We start from the raw sequence: 22571 nt of genomic DNA, 5'->3' as shown, positions 1-22571 counted from the left end.
TGCCAGTCACAGCGGTTGACCATGACATTGAGCACTGTAATTATCGGACTCCATTCCAATAACACTTGGCGGAGGCGTTCATGAACGCATTCTGGACCCCGGATTCGCAGGCTCTGGCGCCTTATCTCGCTGCCTGGCACCACGCCCACAAAGGGCTGCAGATTATTGCTTCATCACTGCAACCCGGCATGACTGAACAGGATTGCGAACTGCTGATCCGCGACTGGCTGCGTGCGCACCAACTATTCGATCCCGCCCGGCCACCCAAGGCGCGCTTTACAGCCCAACCCACCCGCCGTCGCTTTGGCCTGAACAGACCGGCAAAGCGCCGTTACCGGATCGGCATGGGCTATATACTGCGTTGCGATGCGGTGCAAAACGGCTACGCCGCCAAAGCCTGCCTTAGCGGCCCCGACACCGTTCAACTGGCGCCGTTACACCGTCGCCTGCGCGACTATCGCGATCAACTGCCGCTGGCACTGGACAGTGGAGAGACGCCTCAGCAGCTTGCAGACCGCTTCACCGGCCTGCGCCAGCACTACCGTCTGGTGCCGCTCACCGGCACCCTGCCGGAGGGCAACCGCATCGGCGAAGGGCCACTGATACCCGGCCTGTGGCAATGGCAGCTGACCCTGAGCGACGGTACGCACAGCGTCGGCAGCAGTGAATTCCTGCTGATGGACGATCAGGGGCCGCGCTGGCTAACCGACACCCCGGCGCACCTGCTCGACACAAACAATAACGGCAATAACCACAAGCAAGAGGAAGCAGCCTGATGGTGCAGTGGCGCGACAGCAAAGTGAGCCGTGATGGCGTTGATTTGGCCGTGCGAACCTGGAGTTCCGACAAGAGCCCCACCGTAGTACTGGTTCACGGCTATCCCGACGCAAATCATGTCTGGGAAAAAGTGGCAGAACGGCTCAGCCGGGATTTCAAAGTGGTCGCCTATGATGTCCGCGGTGCCGGCAATTCCTCTATTCCAAAGGGTCGAGCGGCCTACAAGCTCCGCCAGCTCCGTGACGACTTGCATGCGGTGATGGATGCAGTTTGTCCCAATGAGAAAGTCCACCTGGTCGGCCACGACTGGGGCTCCATTCAAACCTGGGAATCAGTGACCGACCCCGGCGCGGAACAACGCATTGCCTCCTACACCACCCTGTCCGGCCCCTGCCTGGATCACGTGGGGCACTGGATGAAAGCCCGGCTGCGCGAACAGAAAGTTGGCACCGTACTCAATCAGCTCGCCCATTCCTGGTATATCGGCGCCTTTCAATTACCGGTGCTGGCGCCGGCTTTGTGGAAAGTTGGGCTGGCCAAGGCCTGGCCCCAATTACTGCGCCGCAGCGAAAACCTGCACAGCGAAGCCAGCGCCACGCAGCAACAGGACGGCATTCACGGCATCGAACTGTACCGCGCCAACATGCGCCCCTCCTTGCTCAAGCCCCGGGAACGCTATACCAAGGTACCGGTGCAACTGATCGTTGCCCGCGAAGATAACTATGTACGCCCTGCCATGCTTGAAGACCTGCATCTGTGGACCGATCGACTGTGGCGCCGGGAGCTGGATTGCGGCCACTGGGGTCCCTTACTGCAACACCCGGACGTGACCGCCCACTGGATCCGCGAGTTTATTCAACACATCGACGGCGCCCCTGCCAGCGGCCCACTGCAACGCAGCGAAATCACCGGCACAAACTCGAAAGGCCCGGACAGCGGCAAGCGCGTTGTGGTTACCGGAGCCGGCTCCGGCATCGGCCGCGAAACCGCGCTGGCCTTTGGCCGCCGGGGCGCGCTGGTGCTGTGCACTGACATCAATGCCGAGGCCGCCGCCAGCACCGCCAGCATCATCGTCCGTGAAGGCGGCGACGCGCTCAGCCGCAAATGCGACGTGAGCAACACCCGCTCCATGGAGGCCCTGGCCAACTACGTGGAAAAGGAACTGGGCGCCCCGGACATCTTGATCAATAACGCCGGCATCGGCCTTTCCGGCTCACTGCTCGACACCAGTGTGAAGGACTGGCAACAGGTGCTGGGCGTGAACCTGTGGGGTGTCATTCATGGTAGTCGGCTATTCGCTCGCCAAATGATTGATCAAGGCCGCGCTGGGCATATCGTCAACATCGCGTCGGCCGCCGCCTTTATGCCTTCGCGCACGTTGCCCGCCTATGCCACCAGCAAGAGTGCAGTACTGATGTTTAGCGAGTGCTTGCGCGCGGAAATGGCGGAACACAACATTGGCGTCAGCGCCATTTGCCCAAGCATCATCAATACTCCCATTACCCGTAACACTCGCTTTGTGGGCGTCGCCGATGACGAGCAGAGCCGTCGCCAGGAAAGCGCTGAAAAGCTGTACCAGCGACGAGCTTTTACCCCCGACCGGGTGGCTCAAGCCATCGTCGAGGCGGTAGAGAAAAATCGCGCGGTGGTTCCCGTAAGCCCAGAAGCTCTCGGGATGCAATGGTTGGGGCGCTTCACACCCTCCCTCGCCCGCAATCTGGCACAAGTGGATATGACGCCATAGAAGAAAACGCCAGACGCCTGGTGCCAGACACCAACAATCAAAACCCCGGGTATGTTTAACCGTCCGGCCTCAGGCTTCAGGCATTCGGCATATTGCGTGCCGCGTCTCTTTCCCCTTCTAGCCCCAGTACAAAAAGGGGGCTATCATCGCCACATGAAAACCAGTGACCGTAATCCCGCAGCGATTCTGCGCAGCCTGAAAAAATACACTCAGCCGGCAGAACAACAGGCCCCGGCTGACAACGGCGACCACAAGGAATTCACCATCGACGAACTGGCCCGCGAAGCCGGCTCAACGGTGCGTAATGTGCGTGCCTACCAGGACCGCGGCATCCTGCCGCCCCCGGAAAAACGCGGCCGCACGGGCATCTACACGGATGTACATCTGGCCCGCCTGAAAATCATCGGCGCCCTGCTGGAACGCGGTTACACCCTCAACAATATCCGCGATTTGCTCAGCGCCTGGGAACAGGGCCGTGAGCTCAACGATATCCTGGGCCTGGAAGTGGCCGTCACCTCGTGGCAGACCCCCAGCGTCCCCTCCTACGTGGACTACCAGGATCTGCTTGATGACTTCGGTGAAGACATCACCCCGGAAGTGATGACCAAGGCGGTCAAACTCGGCTACATCATTCCCGAAGGCATGCGCCTGCGCCTGCCGTTCCCGCGCGTCTACAACGCCGGCAAGGAACTCAGCGAAGCGGGCGTCCCGCTGGACGCGGTACTCACCCATGTGAGCCTGGTCCGCGAGGAAGTGGACAAGCTGGCCGAGCGCTTCATCGGCATGATCATCCATCACCTGGTGGACGAAAAATACGGCGACGAAGCCCTTCCCGAAGGCGAAGACGTGCCCAAACTGGCCGACTTCATCACCCGCATCCGCCCACTGGCCGATGCCGTGGTCAGCGATGAACTGGGCCGGGTGCTGGAAAAAAGCATCAACAAGATCCTCGTCGACCGCCTGGCCAACGTGCTGGCGCATATGGAAGAAAAGGGCTGAAAAGCAGCTGCAAGCCACAAGCTTCGAGCTACAAAGCGCGAGACAGATTTTCCTGTTCTGCGCCTCAGTTCCCGCGCAATTACCTGGATGCGCGGGTACTGTCTTTCAAAATCCCCGGCCTGATCCGCGTTGCAGCTTGAAGCTTGTGGCTTGTGGCTTGTAGCTCATTCCCGGAATCGCGGGCACATCCTGTCCGACCCTGACACCCTCACCCGCGACTCGTAGCTCGTAGCTCGTAGCTCGTAGCTATTTTTGCGTTAAGTAGGCTTTTCTTTCTGTTTTGTTGCCGCCTCTCCCCCCATACCCACGGGAATGCCAATCTTGGGACGACCGTGCGAAAAAATGCGCCCTCTCCATACCCTGCGCAACCCCCGCACTAAAACAATAAAGTCCCGAGGAGAGCACCATGAAACCCGGATTCGTCATTACCGCGCTGCTTGCCGCCAGCCTGATCAGTGCCTGTGGAGGCGGCGGCTCCAGCAGCCCCGCCCCCGTAGCCAACACCCCCACCCCCAACCTACCCACGGAACCGGAGCCTGAAACGCCGCCCGAAACGCCCGCGGACCGCCCCGCCAACGTCTCTGCCCCTTACGCAGATTACGGCACCGTGCTTAACATCCTGCCACCCGGCCAGGATGATATCGGCGGGCTCAGCAGCCTTACCGCCGACATCCCCGGCCTGGGCGATCTGGTCGGTACCCTGCTGGATGACCTGGTGGCGGAAACCGGGCTGGTCCCCGCGCTGACCAAGGAACCTCACTTCGATGATCAACTGGGGCTCTACGACGCCCTGGTGCGTAGCGAACCGGGGATCACTGACGATCAGTTAACCGACTACTTCAAGGCCGCTCCGTTACTCGGCCCTGACACCGGTAACTGGGAAAGTGAGCTGACCCTGGACGCCGCCGGTTATCAGGTGGACATCAAACGTGACAGCTATGGCGTGCCACATATTTTCGGCGACGCCCGCCGCGACGCCCTGTTCGGCGTGGGCTATGTGACCGCCGCCGACCGCCTGTTTCTGCTCGACGTACTGCGCCGCGCCGGTCGTGGCGAACTGTCCCGTTTTCTCGGTCCGGCAGATTTCTCCTTCGATCAGGACATTGCCGTAGATGCGCCTTATCGAGAAGAAGACCGCACCACCATGATCGCCAAGACCGTGGCGCGCTTTGGTGACGACGGCGCTCAGGTCTTCGAAGACGCCACCAACTATGTGGCCGGCCTCAACCAGTACGTGACCGACGCGCGCAGCGGGCTACTGCAGGTGCCGGTGGAATACGTGGCGCTGGGCGTGCAACTGGAACCCTTCGTGATTGAAGACGTGGTCGCCATCGCCACCCTGATTCAGGGCATCTTCGCCGGCGGCGGCGGTAACGAGCACAAAAACGTGCTGTTACTGCAGGCTTTGGAAGAACAAACCGGCAGCGCGGAAAGCGCCTGCGCATTATGGAAAGACCTGCGCAACGGCCTGGATTCAGAATCCTCGGTCACCACCACTCGCTCTTTCGCCACCCAGTCACCGCCCACTCTGCCCGACCTGTGCCCGCTGAGCGGTGAGCTGGCCGGCCAGTTCCCCGGCGCGGTGATGTTCGACGCGGGCTCCTTCCAGGCCCACCAACCGCTTGACCATGAACCCTGCGGACGTCCGGGTCAGCCCCAATGTCCTGAAGCACTGGGCAATGTACCCGCCCTGCCCGGCACCGGCGTGGTCGGCGGCCTGCTGGACACCGTGGGGGATCTGCTAGGCGGCATTCTGACGCTGTCGTTTCTGGATGACCATGGCGCCCAACTGGGCGCGCAATGGGCCACCCTGAGCCAACAGATCCGTCAGCTTGGTGACACTGGGCAGCCCGATGCCAGCCTGGACAAGACACAACGCGAGCAGGTTTTGCAACGCATTGCCGGCATCCAAACCGGCATCAGCGGCCTGCGCGATGGCTTCCCCAGCGCGATGTCCAACGCCCTGCTGCTCAATGGCGAGCACTCTGCCAGTGGCCAGCCGCTGGCCGTGTTCGGCCCGCAGACCAGCTATTTTGTGCCACAACTATTGCTCGAAATGGCTATTCACGGGGGTGGCATCAACACCCGTGGCATGACCTTCACCGGCCTGCCCTATGTGGTCATCGGCCGCGGCCCTGACTTCGCCTGGAGCGCCACCTCCGGCAGCTCCGACCTCACCGACGTGCGCGTGGTGCAACGTTGCTCGCCCGCCGAGGCCCCCGCCCATGGCGAAGGCGGCTATCAGGTCAACGGCCAGTGCAAACCCTTCGACGTGATCGACGAAGAATGGGTGGCCCGCTGGAACCTGGCCTCTTCCACCGACCCGGAAGCGGTCGGTCAAAACGAAACCGTCCGCCGCCGCGTCATCCGCACCGAGGAATACGGCCCGGTGATCGGCTTTGCTACCGTCTCTGGCCTGCCCGTGGCGGTAACCCGCCAGCGCAGCACCTACTTTGCCGAGCTGGATACCGCCCTGCCGTTCATGCAGGCCTCTCGTAATGATGTGCACGACGTGCAGAGCTTCTACGACGTGTTCTACAACACCACCGGCAGCTTCAATTGGTTCTACATCGACGATCGCGACATCGCCTTCTTCCACTCCGGCGACTACCCGCAGCGTGCCAACGGCATTCACCCGGAACTGCCCAGCTGGGGTAATGGCCAATACGATTGGAACGGCTTTCTGCCCCAAGCGGCTCATCCCCAGGCCAGCAACCCGGAGCGTGGCTACCTGGCCAGCTGGAACAACCGTCCGGCGCGAGACTGGTGGGCCGCCGACGCCCATGCCCCCTATGGTTCCGCCCACCGCAACAGCATCCTCGATGTGCGCCTGCAACAGCTAGTGGAGGAAGGCAGCGTTACCCGAGCACGCATGGTGGAAGCCATGGGCGATGCCGCCACCGTGGATCTGCGCGGTCAGGAAATCATCCCCCATGCCCTGGCTCTGCTAGAGACTGCCCCGGTTACCGGCGACCAAGACAGTGCCATCAGCCTGATGCACGACTGGGTAGCCAACGGCGCCATGCGCCGGGACCGGGACGGCAGTGGTGACTACGATGAAGAAGCCGCCGTGGCCCTGATGGATGCCTGGTACCCGCTGATGATCGACATCCTGCTACCGCAAATCACCGATGTGGAGGATGTGAACGGCCAGAACCTGTCGTTGATGGATCGTGATAACAAGCCCGCAGCCGGCGGCTCTGCCTACAACTTTGGTTACTACAGCTACGTGGAGCGAGTGCTGGAACAGGCTCTGGGCACCAGCGCCAACCCCTACCGGGAACTGCGCTGTGCGAATAGCGATGACAGTAACGCCTGCCGCGATGCCCTGGCTGACAGCCTTAACCAGGCCATCGAGCAACTGGGCGGCATCGCCGGCATGGATAGCTGGGACGTGGACGAAAGCCAGGATCAAATCCAGCACCGCGCTATCGGACTGTCCGGCGTCGCCCCCATCCACTGGCAAAACCGCCCGACCTTCCAGCAGGTAGTGGAATTCACCGGGCACCGGTAAAGCCCAGTGACGAGATACGAGTAACGAGTTGCGAAGATCAATAGCCCAATCTTACCAAGCTTGGTTTTCGCTTCTCGCTTCTCGTTACTCGTTACTCGTTACTCGCCAAGCATCTCGGGTAGCACAGCATCTACACGATCCCCACCATCGATCATTACTTCCCCGCATACACCCATATCCACCCCATGCATTTGTCTAATGCACTCATCGGCGTTAGCGTCTCCTACACATAAAAATTCTGATTTCCGGGAGAGCTACGCATGCGCGCCATTCTGTGCAAAGAACTGGGCCCAGCCAACACGCTGGTCATTGAGGACATTGCATCCCCTACACCGGGCAAAGGTGAGGTAAAGGTGCGAGTGAAGGCCGCCGGCCTGAATTTCCCTGACACCCTGATCATCGAAGGCAAGTACCAGATCAAACCGGAACTGCCGTTTTCACCGGGCGGCGAAATGGCCGGCGAAGTGCTGGAAGTGGGCGACGGGGTGAAAAACTTCAAACCCGGCCAGCGGATCATGGGCCTTACCGGTTACGGCGCTTTTGCCGAAGAAATCCTGGTGCCAGAGAACCGACTGATTCCGGTGCCTGATGGCATGGACGATCACACCGCCGCCGCCTTCTCCATGGTCTACGGCACCAGTTACCACGCACTGAAACAGCGCGCCAACATCCAGCCCGGGGAAACCCTGCTGGTGCTCGGCGCCAGTGGCGGCGTTGGTCTAGCGGCGGTTGAACTGGGCAAGGCCATGGGCGCCAACGTAATCGCCTGTGCCAGCAGTGACGAGAAACTGGAAGTGGCCAAGGAAGCCGGCGCGGACGACCTGATCAACTACGCTGACGAAGACCTGAAAGAGGCACTCAAGAAGCGTTACCCGAAAGGCGTGGACGTGATCTACGATCCCGTGGGCGACAAGTTCACCGAAGCCGCTCTGCGCAACATGGCCTGGAACGGCCGCCTGCTGATCGTCGGCTTCGCCGCCGGCGACATCCCCAAGATTCCTGCCAACCTGGCACTGCTGAAAGGCTGCTCCATCGTCGGGGTATTCTGGGGCGCGTTCACCCAGCAAGAGCCGAAAGTGAACATGCAGAACATCATGGAACTGTTCCAGCTGTTCGGCCAGGGCAAGCTTAAACCGCGCATCAGTCAGGTGTTCAAGTTCGAGGACTATGAGCAAGCGCTGGCCGCGCTGACCTCACGCACCGCCAAAGGCAAAGTGGTACTGGACGTGGCTGGTCAATAACCGCTCAACGCAGGGCGGAAATGGCCGCAAAGCCATTTCCGCCGCTGACCACTCAACCACACAATCTGCCTACGCCATTAACCAGAAAGGATTCTAGTATGAGCGCTATACCTAAAGATTTTGGGCCTCTTTCACGCACCAGCCCTTTCACGGATTTGCTCGGCCCGATCCACGAAAAACGAGCAGCAAGCGGTCTGGTCATCGGCATGCTGGCAGAGAAAAAGCACTGCAACGCCAGGGGCATTGTTCACGGTGGCGTCCTGGGCACCCTGGCCGATATTGCCATGGGATACAGCTCAGCGTTTTCCACGGAACCTCCCACGCCCATGGTGACGACCAGTCAAACCATGGATTATGTGGGCAAAGCCGAAGAAGGGGACTGGATCGAAGTGCATACCGACGTGCAGAAGGTCGGCCGCAGCACCGCCTTTGCCAACTGCTATTTCCATATTGACGCCAGACGCATTGCGAGGGCCAGTGCCATCTTCAGTGTCATCGCCTGAAAACTGTCTCCCACCAAGACAGGCTCCACACAAGCCCACCGCCTCCGCCGCCCGGCCGCCCATTCCCTTTTCAGCCCGCTCTCAGCCCCCGACCGCTCTGATCAATCACCACCCCCGGCGCTCCCACCTGCAGCAGCTCGCGCAGGTCGTCGGGCACCGGGGTTTTCTCGAACGGTTCAGTGGTCATCATCACGTACACCGCTTCTGAGTGCGCAATAGCCCGGCCATCGTCCGCATGGCGAATATCCGCCTGCAGGGAGAACGAAGTGTTGCCCATATGGGTCAGTGACACGAACACGTCCAGCACATCATCAAAGCGGGCCGGAGACTGCCACTCGGTGGTCAGTTTCACCACCTGGTTATCCAATCCTGCCGCCAGCAACTGGCTGTAATCCCGCCCCAGGGCACGCATGAATTCGGTCATGGCGATGTCCACGTAATCCCCGTAACGGGCATTAAACACCACCTGCTGGGCATCGCACTCGTTATAACGCACCCGAAATCGAAAGCAGAAAGGAGCTGCCATAAATCACACCTGATCCTGTGGAATCGCTGTATTGCGAGCAAACATACCGAAGAGTATGCTCGATTAATTTTCGGAATTCTATTCCATAAAGGGAGAGCCCATGACCACCGCCAGCACTGCCATGCCCCGCTACGCCCCGGAGATTGACAACGAGGTCTTTGCCCCGCTTCCCCAACGCCTGCAGCACTGGGCAAACACCCAAGGCGACACGCCGGCACTGTACGATGAAAGCGGCATGCTCACCTGGCGGCAACTGGTGGATCACGTTAATCAGGTGGCCAATCAGCTGATAGCCGCGGGCCTGCAGCCGGGCGACACGGTGACTGGCCTGTCCGAAAACAACGCCCGTTACCTGACCCTTTTTCTGGGCACACTGGCCGCTGGCGGCTGCATGGTGCCGCTCTCCGGCATGGCCTCCGGTGACACCCTGGCGCTGATGATCAACGATTGCGACGCCCGCTTCCTGTTCGTCTCCGACAAGCATCGTACCCTGATTGACCCCCTGCTGGGCGAGCTGACCAATATTCCCCAAGACCACCGCTTCAGCCTGGATTTTCAAGCGCCGGAATGGCGCGCCTTTGATGACTGGATGGCCGATGCCGACACTCGCGCACCGAACCACCACCCGCAGCCAGACGACCCGTTCAACATCATCTACAGCTCCGGCACCACCGGCGTGCCCAAAGGCATTCTCCACGATCACCGCATGCGCGCCCGCCAACTGGAACGGGTCACCGACCTGGGCTATGACCCACAGGCGGTGACGCTGGTCTCCACTCCGCTGTATTCCAACACCACCCTGGTGTGCGTGCTGCCCACCCTGTTCGCCGGTGGCACCCTGATCACCATGGCCAAATTCCACAGCCAGCGTTACCTGGAACTGGCCGAACAACACCGCGTTACCCATACCATGTTGGTGCCGGTGCAGTATCAACGGCTGCTGGATGACCCGGCGTTTGATCGCTTTGACCTAAGCAGCTTCAAGGTGAAATTCTCCACCAGCGCGCCCCTGCGAGCGCCACTGATTGCCGATGCCATGGCGCGCTGGCCGGGCAACCTGGTCGAATTCTATGGGCTTACTGAAGGCGGCCTCTCGACCGTTCTCAACTGTGCTGAAAACCCGGACAAATGGGCCACCGTGGGGCAACCGGGGGAAGGCTGCGAAGTCCACATTATCAACGAAGCACTGGAAGCATTACCGGCAGGCGAGATTGGTGAAATCGTCGGGCGCAGCAACGCCATGATGCGCGGCTATTACAAACGCGAAGACAAGACCGACGAACTCCTCTGGACCCGCGCCGACGGCGCCGTGTTCTACCGCACCGGTGACATGGGCCGGCTCGACAGTGACGGCTTTCTCTCGGTGCTGGATCGGCGCAAGGACATGATTATTTCCGGAGGTTTCAACATCTACGCGGAAGACCTGGAGAAAGCCCTGCTCAATCACCCGGACGTGATCGACGCCGCCGTGATCGCCATCCCCAGCCGCCAATGGGGCGAAACCCCGCTGGGGCTGGTGGTACTGCGCGACGGCTGTGATACCGAGCTGGCCACAATCTGTGACTGGGCTAACCAGCAATTGGGTAAAGCCCAACGGCTATCCGCACTGGAACAGCGCGACCGCTTACCACGCAGTACCATTGGCAAAATTCTCAAACGGGAACTTCGCGATCCCTACTGGCAGGAACAGCCACAACAGGCGCGGGGCTAACCCTCATCCATCGCCCCGGCCAACACACCGGGGCGATGGCCGCCCTACAAGAACCGCTCGATCGGCAACCGCGCCAACAGCCAGGCAGCCAACCAGCGCCCAATGCTAACCCGCGGCTCCCGGTGCAGAACTTCCGGGGTGCCATCGTTGCCATCAGCCACCCAGGTTAACTGGCCCTTCTCACGGGACAATCGAAAACTGTTTTCCGGCGCCAGCCCTTCTTCAATAAACGCCGCCACCTGCTGGCCCAGTTCCTCCGACGCCACGTAGTAACCCATTTCGGTATTCAGATGCACCGAACGTGGATCGATATTGAAGGAACCAACAAACACTTCGCGACGGTCCAGCACCATGGCCTTGGTATGCAGGCTCGCCTGGGAGCGGCCTTTGAACAGCCGCACCTGACGGTGCAGCGCCCGGGCATTGGGCTGCAATTCATGCAGCTCCACCCCCGCCGCCAGCAACCCGGAACGATAACGCGCATAGGCACCGTGGGCGGCGATCACATCATTGGTGGCCAGACTATTGGTCAATACGGCGGCGCGCCCGCCGCGCCGCCGGAACCCGGCCAACGCCTCTACAAATTCATCCCCGGGTATGAAGTAACTGGCTTCCATCAGTAATTCACGGTGGTCTTCCCGGCCCAGCAAATTGGCCAGTTGGTCACCCATCAATGTCTGCTTGGCACCGCTGGCTTTTTCCGGGCTATCAAATAACAACACTGCCGGCGCTTGCACACACAGGCGTTCTTGTTTGGCCAGGTAATCAGTAAAAAACGCTTCGTGTTGGGGAAACAGGTACGGATAACCTTTCAGGGAGGTGCGCCAGCGCCCCAACCACCGCCAGACCCGTTCCGCCGTGGCTTCGGTACGGTGGCGGTAACTTTTCATCGGAACCGCCAGCGGACTCTGCCAAAACGCATCAAACGCAGCACGAGTATCCGTCACGATCGGGCCATGGGCGTACAAATCCAGATCACGGAAATTGGTGGACGCATTCACCCCGAAATAATGGTCGGCAATGTTGCGCCCGCCCACCAGCGCCCGCTCCCCATCCATGATCCATGCCTTGTTGTGCATGCGATGGTTAAGAAGCGGCGCATGGTACAGCCACTGCAGAAAATGTTTATAGCGCCCCTTGAACGGATTGAACAATCGCACCTGGATATTGGGGTGTGCATCCAGCGCCGCCCACTTCACATCCCGGCCCAGCTGATTGGCATGATCCAGCAACATACGTACTTTCACACCTCGCCGCGCCGCTTCCAGCACGCGATAGATCAACAGCTTGCCGGTGGTGTCGTCATCCCAGATGTAGTACTGCACATCCAGCGTGCGCTTCGCCATCCGCGCCAGAGTGACACGCAAGGTAAACGCCTGGTCGCTATCTGCGACCAGTGAAAAAAACGAAACCGGCGTGGGCGATGAAGCAGTGGGTCCATCGCTCATGAAATAGCCCCTTTTCGCTTTTGCGCTTGCATGGATTTACCCACTCCTTAAGCCCACCGTAACCAAGACAGTGCGAACACCCTGATACAGTCAGAACCCCAATATACTGTCATTACGACTGTGCCATAAATTCACCGCAACACCGCTGCATATACTTGTCTTTTTACGTCATTTATCCCTCAACACTCCACCGGGTGGGCTAACAAAGCCGCATGATGTCGCTATCTCTTCATGGAGACGCAGGAGCGACCTGATCAGCCGACGCTGGCCCGTCGTGCCTGATTCGCAAAAAACTGGCAAAGCGTGGCAGCCCAGTGGCTGTTTTGCCGAAATACTTATAGGTCACCGTAGCGCCCAACGGCGGCGGGTCTTCACGCTGCTTATCGGTCAACCCGGTGCCCAATTTAAACTGGCGGCCATCGTGCCGCTGTACCACCAGCGCGCCCAGCATGCCCTGGTATTTCCCTTTCCCCTCCGTGTAAGCGATCACCACGGCCTCCGCATCCTGATGCGTCTTCACTTTCAAAATAGCATCACTGCGGCCCGCCTGATAAAAACTGCCCCCATGGTGCAACATCAGGCCTTCACCTCCTGCCGCCATGACCTTATCCAGGCGCTGCAGCAAGACGGCATGGCTGGGCACGCGCTGCTGCTCGATCACGGACAATGTGTAGGCGCTGCTGGCCGCTGCCAGCGCGTTCATCTGGACGATACGCTGTGAAAACGGTGCCGAACTGGCCGGCAAGTCGAATACCTTGTATTGAATCTGCCGCCACTCCTGCGCGTTAGGTTGCAACCGGCGCACTGCAGCGGACACGTCCGAAAAGCGGCCGCGCCCCATCCACAACTCTCCGTCCAAGGGCACCGCCGGGTAGCCACGGACAAACCAATCCGGAGCCGCTATCACATGACCACCTCGAGAAATTAGCTGTTTTCCATCCCAGTAAGCCCGCACGCCATCCAGCTTTTCGCTCACCCAGTATTCAGGCAGTGATACTCCCTGCTCGTACTGCTGCGCCAGCTGTAATGCCGGCGGTTGCGCCAGGCACCATCCCGCCAGTATCCACAGGCCAATCATGGCCAACCCTTGCCTGCTCTTCACGGCATACTCCCCTGTATATGTCAGGCTGGCACCATGACAGATCCCGGCCGCACGCCCTGTCCGCTTGTGCATACCGCTTATGTAAGCCATAACGGTTTGCAACAAATCGCGACCGGCTGCATCCAACAGGCAGGAGGTAAACAATATGCGAGTTATTACATTAATGGGACTGCTGGTTATCAGCGCACCGTCCTTGGCCGCCGAGGCCTATTTTGCCGGTGGCTGCTTCTGGTGTACCGAGTCCGATTTTGAGCAACTGGACGGCGTTAGCGAAGCCATTAGTGGCTACGCAGGCGGCGACGAAGCCAACCCCAGTTATGAGCAAGTGGCATCTGGAAACACCGGGCACACCGAAGCAGTAAAGGTGATCTACGACCCCGAGGTGGTCAGCTATGCCAACTTGGTGACCTGGTTATGGCAACACATTGATCCCACTGATGCGGACGGGCAATTTGTGGACCGTGGCGCCCAGTATCGTAGCGAAATTTTTTATCAAACCGCGGACGAAAAGGCCACTGCTGACGCATCGCGGCAAGCCCTGGAAAAGAGTGGCCGTTTCGACAAGCCTATTGTTACCCAGGTCACCAAGCTGGACACATTCTATCCGGCTGAAGATTACCATCAGGACTACTACAAAACGCACTCTATCAAGTATAAGTATTACCGCTATCGCTCCGGCCGGGACCAGTTCCTGGAAGAGAACTGGGAAGATCCGAGTCACCGACCCTGGCTTGAAAAAGGGGTTACCCATTCGTGGCAGGGGCCGGATAATTTTGAGCGCCCCAGCGATGATAAGCTGAAAAAATCGCTGCCGGAATTGACCTACAAGGTTACTCGTGAGGATGCTACCGAACGCGCCTTTCAGAACCCCTACTGGGACAACAAGGCCGCAGGTATTTATGTGGATGTGATCAGTGGCGAGCCGTTATTCTCGTCCAAGGACAAGTACAAGTCTGGCACCGGCTGGCCCAGCTTCACCCAGCCCATTGATAAATCCTTTATCACTGTGCACGAGGACAACACCCTGTTCACTACCCGAACGGAAGTTCGCAGCCGCTATGCGGATTCCCACTTGGGGCATGTCTTTGGTGATGGCCCTGAGCCCACCGGGAAACGCTGGTGCATGAACTCAGCCGCCATGCGCTTTATTCCCAAGGAAGAAATGGCAGAAAAAGGCTACGAAAAATACCTGTCTTTATTTGAGTAAATTCAACGCCAAAAAAGTGCGAACAAGGATTCTTGTTCGCACTTTTTTATGCTGCTTTTCCCGGGGTTTCTTACCGCTTTCTTAATGAGCCCACACCGGTGACTAGCAACAGTAAAATAGCACCGGCGATAATACCCACCACAAAGTTCACCAGCATCGGAGCGATAACACCGAGCAGGCCAGCCATAGGGAGTGGCGCGATCACTTCGTCCAGATGGTGCAGGGCATCATGGCTTCCCGGAAAGCCGTGAAGAAGAATCCCTCCGCCCACCAAAAACATCGCGGCGGTACCGGCAATAGACAGAAATTTCATTAACTTGGGAGAGAATCCCACCAGCATTCTCCCTACCGCTTCACGAGCTTTTCCACCACTCTCCCTGGCGGTTTCGATCAAATGCAAGCCAGCATCATCCAGTTTCACGATGCCAGCCACCAGCCCGTAGACGCCAATCGTCATACCAATCGCAATCACGCTGACCACCATCACTTGCTGTATGAAAGGCGCAGCTTGCACTGTCCCCAGGGCGATCACGATAATTTCTGCAGAAAGAATAAAATCCGTTCGCACGGCACCTTTAATTTTATTTTTTTCAAACGCCACCAGATCCACATTGGGGTCCGCCATGGCCTTGAGTTTTTCCTCATGCTCCTGGGCATCTTCCTTACCATGAAGAAATTTATGCGCCAGCTTTTCTACCCCTTCGTAACAAAGATAGGCCCCTCCCAGCATGAGCAATGGCGTAATCAACCAAGGCAAAAAGGCGCTGATCAGCAGCGCTGACGGTACCAGAATAAACTTGTTACGCATGGAGCCTTTGGCCACCGCCCACACCACGGGAAGCTCCCGCTCCGCCCGCACCCCCGAGGTCTGCTCCGCGTTCAATGCCAGGTCATCACCCAGCACCCCGGCGGTTTTCTTTGCCGCGACCTTGGTCATCACGGACACGTCATCAAGCACTGCTGCAATATCATCCAGCAGCATCAATAAACTGGTTCCAGCCACGTTATTTTTCCTTCAACAATGCAGCCCCAACAATGGGACCATCCCTAACAAAATAATGCCGCCAAGCCTATCACGCCGCAGTGGCCAGCCGTGGCCTGTTCAAAGCAATCGCCAACATCCCGGCGATGGCCAACGCCCAGCAATAATGGATGGAGCCAATCAGTGCCAGCGGCGACAACTTGGCAATGGAGCAGGCCAGCAGTACCTGGGCGCCGTAGGGAATTACCCCCTGCACCACACAGGAAAAAATATCCATCAGGCTGGCAGAGCGTCGCAGGTCCACGCCGTGCTCGTTGGCAATGTCCCGAGCCATTTCACCGGTCAACACAATGGCCACAGTATTATTGGCCACAAACACATTGGCGAATACCACCAGCAGGGCGATGCCCACTTCACCGGCACGCTGCATGGGCAGTTTCAGCCAACGGGTCAGGCCGTGGATGCGCTCAATCACCCAGCGGGTACCGCCCTGGTCGGTCATCAACAAGGACAAGCCACCAATCAACATGGACAACAGCATGATTTCGAACATGCCTTCAAAGCCCGTGTAGATCGCGCCATTGATGCTCGCCAGACCATAGTCCGGCATCACCACCATCCCCGTCACCCCCGCCGCGACGATACCGATAATCAGCACTGCCAATACATTCAGACCACTGAGAGCGAGCGCAAACACCAGCAGATAAGGCACCACCCGCGCAAACTCGAACGGCTTGGCTTCCACCTGATGATCCCCGCCACCGAGTAGCACCAACACCATCACGGTGACCAGCGCCGCCGGCAAGGCAATCCAGATATTGACTCGGAACTTGTCTTTCAACGAGACACCCTGGCTGCGGGTGGCGGCAATGGTGGTATCGGAAATCATCGACAGGTTGTCACCAAACATGGCGCCGCCCACCACGGCACCCAACGCCAACGGCATGGGCAACCCGGTGGCCCCGGCAAAGCCCACCGCAATGGGCGCCGTGGCGGCAATGGTGCCCATGGAGGTGCCCATGGCCGTGGCAATAAAAGCTGAAATCAAAAACAGTGCTGGCAGCACCCATTGGGCAGGAATAATGGTCAGCCCCAAGTGCACCGTGGCATCCACACTGCCAATGCTGTCACTGACACTGGCAAAGGCCCCCGCCAGCAAGAACACCAGGCACATGAGAATGATATTGGGATGACCAATCCCTTCCAGCAGCTTCTCGACACTGGCATTCAAACGCTGCCCGGCCACCCGCGCCATAAGCATGGACAACACAATGGCGACCATAGCCACCACGGGCGCCTTGATCTGGTAAAACGCGAAATCAGTGCCGGCAGAGGTGTAGTACAGTCCGCTGCCCAGGAACACCACCAGAAAAAACAGTAGAGGAAGCAGCGGCCAGGCACGTGGCGAAGGAACAGCTTGGCTATGTGGGTCGGCCATGGAGAATCCCGATCAATCAACGATCGACCCAGTGTAGAGATTCCGGAACCATGTCGGTAGGCATCGCGAAGCACACCTAGCATTTCCGTAGGAGCGTCGCTGGCGGCGCGATAAGCCAGGTTGCGAGTCACGAGTGACGTTATCCGCTTCGCTCACCCTTCAGGCCGCACCTCGTGCGTTACTCCGCTACGCTACGTTCCTGCAGCGGTTTCCTACCTGGGTTTTCGCAACGCGTAGCTCGCCTGGCCTTTTCAGAACGTATCCACAAACGGCCGGCCGCCATGGCGCCCCGTCTTGAACCCTGATGCATTCAACCCACGCAAAATCCACTGCCTGGATTCCACTGGATCAATCACCGCATCAATCTCCAGAAAGCTGGCCATATTCAGCGCCTTGCCCTGCTGATAGGCCTTGGCCACCAGTTTGTCGAACAGCCGCTGTTGTTTCTCCTCGCTGGGCTGCTCTGCCAGTTCCTTCGCGAAGCCTAATCGCACCGCCCCTTCCAGGCCCATGGCGCCAAATTCAGCACTGGGCCAGGCGGCGGTGAACAATGGCGAATGAAAGCTGCCCGCCGCCATGGCCTGGGCACCCAGCCCATACCCCTTACGCAACACCAGCGTGAAGAACGGCACGGTGAGGCTGGCGGCGGTAACAAACATGCGCGACACATGGCGCACGGTGGCCTGCTTTTCCGCTTCCGGACCAACCATGAAACCGGGGGTGTCACACAGGGACAGCATGGGCAGCCCAAAAGCTTCGCACAGCTGCATAAAGCGTGCGGCCTTGTCGCCGCCCACCGCATCGATGGCGCCCCCCAAATAGGCCGGGTCGTTGGCAATCAACCCAAACGGTTTGCCTTCGATGCGCACCAGCGCGGTAATCATGCCCGGCGAAAACGCCTTGCGTAGCTCCAGCATCGAACCGGTATCTGCCAGGGTTTCGATCACGGTGCGAATGTCATAAACACGCGTGCGTTTTTCCGGAATGCGGTGGCGCAGTTCACGTTGATCCACCGCCTGCCAGTCCGTCACTGTGCCTTGAAAATAAGACAGGTACTGTTTGGCCACCGCCACTGCCTCGGTTTCATCTTTTACCCGCACATCCACCACACCGTTGGGCGCCTGTACGCTCACCGGCCCGACTTGCTCCGGGGTAAAACGGCCCAGGCCACCGCCTTCAATCATCGCCGGCCCGGCCATGCCGATGGACGCATCGTCGGTGGCGATGATCACATCGCAGCAACCCAACAATGCCGCATTCCCGGCAAAACATCGGCCAGAGCCGATGCCCACCAACGGCACCTCACCGGACAGTTTCGCCATGGCCGCAAAGGTGTGGCAGTCTAGCCCGGCCACGCCGACAAAATCCGTGTCCCCGGGGCGGCCGCCGCCACCTTCCGCAAACAACACCAGCGGCATCTTCCACTTCCCAGCCAGTTGCAACAGTCGATCGGTCTTCTTGTGATTCATCATCCCCTGGGTGCCGGCGAACACCGTGTAGTCATAACTGATCGCCATGACACGGGCGGCCTGCTCACCAAACGCATCACCATTGACCGTGCCGGTCCCGCCGATCAAGCCATCCGCCGGGCTCAGGGCCCGCAATTCTTCCTCACTGCGGCGGCGACGCTGGGCGGCCAGCGCCATGGCCCCGTATTCCTGGAAGCTGTCCGCATCCAGCAGATCATCCAGATTTTCCCGGGCGGTGCGCTTGCCCTTGCGGTGGCGCTTTTCCACCGCCTGGGGGCGGCCTGCATCACTAATGGCCTGATGACGCTCCAGCACCTCGGCCAGATCTTGGCGGATATAGTCCAGATCCACACTTTCTTCGGTGGCAATGGCGTCGCCTTCCACATCCCCCGGCTCAACAAACAACAGCGGTGACGCTTCGCTGATAGCCTCCCCCTCATTGGCCGCCAGGCCCTGCACCCGACCCGCCACCGTGGCACGCACTTCGAATTCCATCTTCATGGCTTCCAATACCGCTACCACCTGACCGTTCTGCACCGCATCACCAGCTTGTACTAGCAGCGAGACCAGCACCCCGGTGGTGGGGCTGGTCACGGCTTCACAGCCGGGAGGCGTCGCCGGATCCTGTACTGGCGCGGCAGAAACGGTAGCAGGCTGCACCGCTGAAGCCGTGTCCGGCAACGCCGCCATCAACGCTGGCAGATGCGTTTCCACATAGCGGGTAGTGACGGCGTTAGCCTGCACCGCCTCACTGGCGAGCAACGCCTGCAGCAAAGGCAGGTTGCTTGGCACGCCGTCAATGCGGGTCTGTTTCAGGGCGCGACGGGCGCGCTGCAACAGCGCCGCATAATCCGCACCGCTGACAATCAGTTTGGCTAGCAGGGAATCGTAGGCCGGGCTCACCGCGTAACCGGCATAGCCATAGCCATCCACCCGAATGCCCGAACCACTAGCCGGCTCATAGGCGGTGAGCGTGCCCGCCGCCGGGGTGGTGCTGCCATCAGCCTTGAGGGTTTCCATATTCAGGCGCAACTGCACCGCCATGCCATGCTGGTGCGGGGCGGTTTCCAGATTCAGATCGGCAAGACTCGCCCCCGCCGCCAGACGAATCTGGCTTTGCACCAGATCCACCCCGGTGATTTGTTCGGTAACGGTGTGCTCGACCTGCACTCTGGGGTTGGCTTCCATAAAGTAGAACCGCTCCTGCTCCGGCTCCACCAAAAACTCAAAGGTGCCGATGCCCCGATAGTTCACCTCGGCGGCCAGGGTCAGTGCGCTGTGAATAATGCGATCGCGCAGGCCGGCATCCAGCCCCGGCGCGGGTGCAAATTCCACCAGCTTTTGATGACGGCGCTGCAAGGTACAGTCACGCTCCCACAGGTGGCTCACCGCCCCCGTGCCATCGCCCAGCACCTGCACCTCAATATGGCGGGCGGCGGGCACCAGCTGCTCCACATACACTGCCTCGTTGCCAAAGGCCGCTTTCGCTTCTGACTGGCAGCGCTGATACGCCACGTCCAGCTCCGCCGGGTCAGTAACCGCTCGCATACCTCGGCCACCACCGCCGCTCAACGCCTTGATCATTACCGCGCTACCGCCGAGTGACGCCATAAACGCCTGCGCTTGGTCCAGCGTCACCGCCTGCGCCGTGCCCTGCACCAGCGGCACCTGGCAGCGTGCCGCCAACGCCCGGGCCGCCGCCTTGTCGCCAAACAGGCGCAGGGTCTGCGCACCCGGCCCGATCAAGATCAGCCCCGCTCGTTCACACTGCTCGGCAAAGTCCGCGTTTTCCGCCAGAAACCCGTAGCCCGGATGAATAGCCTCACAACCCTGCTCAGTGGCAATGGCAATCAACTGCGCCCCATCCAGATACGCCGGCACCCCCCGCCCAGCCAAGGCCACCGCCTCATCCACCCGGCGAACATGCAGCGATGCCTGATCATCCTCCGCAAACACCCCCACGGACCGAATCCCCAGGTCTGCACAGGCATTAGCAATACGAATGGCAATTTCGCCACGGTTGGCGATCAGGATGGCAGAAAACGGCACGGGCACGGCGGACTCCGATCTTGGGTGTGAAAGCAAAGACCACAGTGTAGCCAGTCGGGGTTATCGATGGCATTGATCGGGGTGCATGGAGGGTTATGCATTAGGTTAATGCAGGCCACCAGTAGACGTAACCGCCCTCCTCTGGCAAGACGCGGGAGTTCCCGTCAGCGCCGTGATAACGTCCCAATTCAGATTAAGACGGCCAAGGCGCTGGGGCCGTGGTCACACCGGAAGGGATACCAATGACACGAATCACCGTTTTGTTTGGACTGTTGCTTGCCTCCTTCAGCGCCACCGCTACCGATCTGACCGGCATGTGGGTTGGCTACTACAGTTACTCGGACATTAACCGGGTGCCCATGTCGGTGTCGATTGAATCAGATGGCAATGATTTCATGGGCACCATGATCGAGCTGAGGACCAACGGCAATGACAAGGCGCTGGGGCGCCCTGCCATTATTTCAGGCACCATCCATGATGGTGTGGTGATTTTCGACAAGGCCTATTTCTCTGACCTAGAAAGCACCGCCCCTCTCATAATTAAGGACGGCGCCCATAAAGTTCGCTACATGCTAACAATGAGCCAGAGCGGCCACACACTTCTCGGCAGCTGGTCCATCGGCGAAATGTATGGCAAAGCCATATTCAAGCGCCTGACGACTTCGGTAATAGATGAAATACCGTAAACAAGGAAGAACCCATTCCATAGGGCTTGCACGATATCTTTGTAATGTTCTGCCTGGCTACGCCTCATGTATGCACCGCATTTACGCCCGGCATTCCTTCACATCAAGGTGGAATAACGATGAAATTACAACACGCTCCGCATCACATCATCGGCCTCACGTTACTGGTTGTTCTGACGGGCTGCGGCGATGACAGCAACGGCGTCGCCCAAGCCGACAAAGCGGACACCAAAATCTCTCTCTGGGGACCGGGCCTTAATCCTGCCATGTTCACTGAAGGTGCCTTTGTCGAACCCCCCGAAATCGTTGACTGTGAAACCACTGCCGGCACCCAAACCGACTGCTATTTGCTCAAAACCGCAGGCGAGCCGACCGGCCGCTCCCCCGGCCCCTTTTGTCCCAGAAACCTTGATGACGGCCCGGAAGACGTTGGCGCCTGGTTTGCAGCCGATGGCGAAGGTGACTTAGTGGATCTCACAGGCCAATTTATCGCCGGCCTTGCAGACTATTACAACGATCCCAACTGGCAGCTGTTTGATGAAGAAACCGGAAAGGTGCGTTACACCGCCACCAAGGAAGCCTGCTTCGGTGCCGCCAAACCGGATGTGGAAGAACAGTACAAGCAAAACTGCATTGAGTGTGAAATGGCCTACCTGGAAGAAGGCTTCACCCGCACCTATCTCATCCCGGTCAAACCTATCCCCAGTGAAAGCACTGAACGGGTACGCACCGTAGGGGTGGCCATTGATGGAGCGGAACTGGCTGGGCCGGCCCCGGTTGATGCCATTTTGGGCAGCTACACCATTGCGGCCTTTGATGATTGTGGCGGCCATATCAATGAGCATCAGGGGTATCACTATCATTCCACCACCGGCTGCATCGGTGTCCAGCAAAGCGATGATGGCTATGCCCCTCTCATTGGATATGCCCCCGATGGTTACGCCATCTATGCCATGCGTGACGCTCAGGGCAATGAAGCCGACACGTTAGATGAATGCCGTGGCACCACGGATGACATTCGCGGTTACCACTACCGAGCGGCCAGCCCCAGTGAAAACATGATGATTGGCTGCCTACGGGGTGAAACGGTGTCGCAGCCGGGTGACCATGGGCCCGGCCCCGGTGCCGGTGCGCCACCACCCCCTTTTGGCGACGAATAAGCGAATACTTAAAGG

Annotated in this window: 16 protein-coding genes; 10 read left to right on the top strand and 6 right to left on the bottom strand. The window is 59.3% G+C overall.

Translation table 11 applies throughout. The annotated features are described in order from the left end of the window. Nucleotides 1-80: 80 nt before the first annotated feature. From ABNH18_RS09745 to ABNH18_RS09720, 6 genes are all read left to right on the top strand, one after another. Entirely contained in the window at nt 81-776 is a 696-nt protein-coding gene (locus ABNH18_RS09745) for a hypothetical protein (protein WP_349382627.1), read from the top strand. Continuing rightward, nucleotides 776-2521: an SDR family oxidoreductase gene (locus ABNH18_RS09740; protein WP_349382626.1), complete on the top strand. Its 1746-nt coding sequence runs from the start codon at nt 776-778 to the stop codon at nt 2519-2521. Before ABNH18_RS09745 ends, ABNH18_RS09740 begins: the two co-directional genes overlap by 1 nt. A gap of 153 nt (nt 2522-2674) precedes the next feature. Next, nucleotides 2675-3520 carry a MerR family transcriptional regulator gene (locus ABNH18_RS09735; RefSeq protein WP_349382625.1) on the top strand — a complete coding sequence of 282 codons (846 nt, stop codon included), beginning with the start codon at nt 2675-2677 and terminating at the stop codon, nt 3518-3520. A gap of 406 nt (nt 3521-3926) precedes the next feature. Beyond that, complete coding sequence (locus tag ABNH18_RS09730) at nt 3927-7034, top strand: penicillin acylase family protein (RefSeq protein WP_349382624.1); 3108 nt, start codon at nt 3927-3929, stop codon at nt 7032-7034. A gap of 260 nt (nt 7035-7294) precedes the next feature. Next, nucleotides 7295-8275 carry an NADPH:quinone oxidoreductase family protein gene (locus ABNH18_RS09725; protein WP_349382623.1) on the top strand — a complete coding sequence of 327 codons (981 nt, stop codon included), beginning with the start codon at nt 7295-7297 and terminating at the stop codon, nt 8273-8275. Between the two features lie 98 nt (nt 8276-8373). Next, nucleotides 8374-8778, top strand: coding sequence for a PaaI family thioesterase (locus ABNH18_RS09720; RefSeq protein ID WP_349382622.1), 405 nt, complete (start codon nt 8374-8376; stop codon nt 8776-8778). Nucleotides 8779-8848: 70 nt separating this feature from the next. Here ABNH18_RS09720 and ABNH18_RS09715 read toward each other — a convergent pair whose 3' ends face one another. Then, entirely contained in the window at nt 8849-9304 is a 456-nt protein-coding gene (locus ABNH18_RS09715; protein ID WP_349382621.1) for an acyl-CoA thioesterase, read from the bottom strand. 100 nt (nt 9305-9404) lie between these two features. On the opposite strand from ABNH18_RS09715, the gene ABNH18_RS09710 reads away from it, so the two are divergent. Continuing rightward, nucleotides 9405-11015 (top strand): class I adenylate-forming enzyme family protein, encoded by a 1611-nt coding sequence (locus ABNH18_RS09710; protein ID WP_349382620.1) that lies wholly within the window; start codon nt 9405-9407, stop codon nt 11013-11015. Nucleotides 11016-11059: 44 nt separating this feature from the next. Here the strand turns inward: ABNH18_RS09710 and ABNH18_RS09705 are convergent, their stop codons facing one another. Both ABNH18_RS09705 and ABNH18_RS09700 read right to left on the bottom strand, forming a co-directional pair. Beyond that, complete coding sequence (locus ABNH18_RS09705; RefSeq protein WP_349382619.1) at nt 11060-12463, bottom strand: phospholipase D family protein; 1404 nt, start codon at nt 12461-12463, stop codon at nt 11060-11062. 229 nt (nt 12464-12692) lie between these two features. Beyond that, nucleotides 12693-13565 carry a DNA ligase gene (locus ABNH18_RS09700; RefSeq protein ID WP_349382618.1) on the bottom strand — a complete coding sequence of 291 codons (873 nt, stop codon included), beginning with the start codon at nt 13563-13565 and terminating at the stop codon, nt 12693-12695. A 145-nt stretch (nt 13566-13710) separates the two neighbouring features. On the opposite strand from ABNH18_RS09700, the gene msrB reads away from it, so the two are divergent. Further along, nucleotides 13711-14772, top strand: a complete 1062-nt coding sequence (gene msrB, locus ABNH18_RS09695) for a peptide-methionine (R)-S-oxide reductase MsrB (RefSeq protein WP_349382617.1) — start codon at nt 13711-13713, stop codon at nt 14770-14772. A 70-nt stretch (nt 14773-14842) separates the two neighbouring features. On the opposite strand, the gene ABNH18_RS09690 is transcribed toward msrB, so the two are convergent. The 3 genes from ABNH18_RS09690 to ABNH18_RS09680 form a co-directional block, all read right to left on the bottom strand. Next, the gene (locus tag ABNH18_RS09690; RefSeq protein ID WP_349382616.1) at nt 14843-15775 is read right to left on the bottom strand and encodes a DUF808 domain-containing protein; all 933 of its coding nucleotides are present in this window, start codon (nt 15773-15775) and stop codon (nt 14843-14845) included. Between the two features lie 70 nt (nt 15776-15845). Continuing rightward, complete coding sequence (locus tag ABNH18_RS09685; RefSeq protein WP_349382615.1) at nt 15846-17192, bottom strand: Na+/H+ antiporter NhaC family protein; 1347 nt, start codon at nt 17190-17192, stop codon at nt 15846-15848. A gap of 251 nt (nt 17193-17443) precedes the next feature. Then, the gene (locus tag ABNH18_RS09680) at nt 17444-20716 is read right to left on the bottom strand and encodes a carboxyl transferase domain-containing protein (RefSeq protein WP_349382614.1); all 3273 of its coding nucleotides are present in this window, start codon (nt 20714-20716) and stop codon (nt 17444-17446) included. 236 nt (nt 20717-20952) lie between these two features. Between ABNH18_RS09680 and ABNH18_RS09675 the strand changes: the two genes are divergently transcribed. Both ABNH18_RS09675 and ABNH18_RS09670 read left to right on the top strand, forming a co-directional pair. Then, on the top strand, nt 20953-21396 hold the full coding sequence (locus ABNH18_RS09675) for a hypothetical protein (protein ID WP_349382613.1): 444 nt from the start codon (nt 20953-20955) through the stop codon (nt 21394-21396). Nucleotides 21397-21515: 119 nt separating this feature from the next. Further along, nucleotides 21516-22556: a YHYH protein gene (locus ABNH18_RS09670; protein ID WP_349382612.1), complete on the top strand. Its 1041-nt coding sequence runs from the start codon at nt 21516-21518 to the stop codon at nt 22554-22556. Nucleotides 22557-22571 lie beyond the last annotated feature (15 nt).

Origin of the sequence: Alcanivorax sp. (assembly GCF_040118815.1) — a bacterium.
Lineage (GTDB): Bacteria > Pseudomonadota > Gammaproteobacteria > Pseudomonadales > Alcanivoracaceae > Alcanivorax.
Note: the sequence above shows the minus strand (reverse complement) of the source record. Positions and strands in the feature narration are given on the sequence as shown.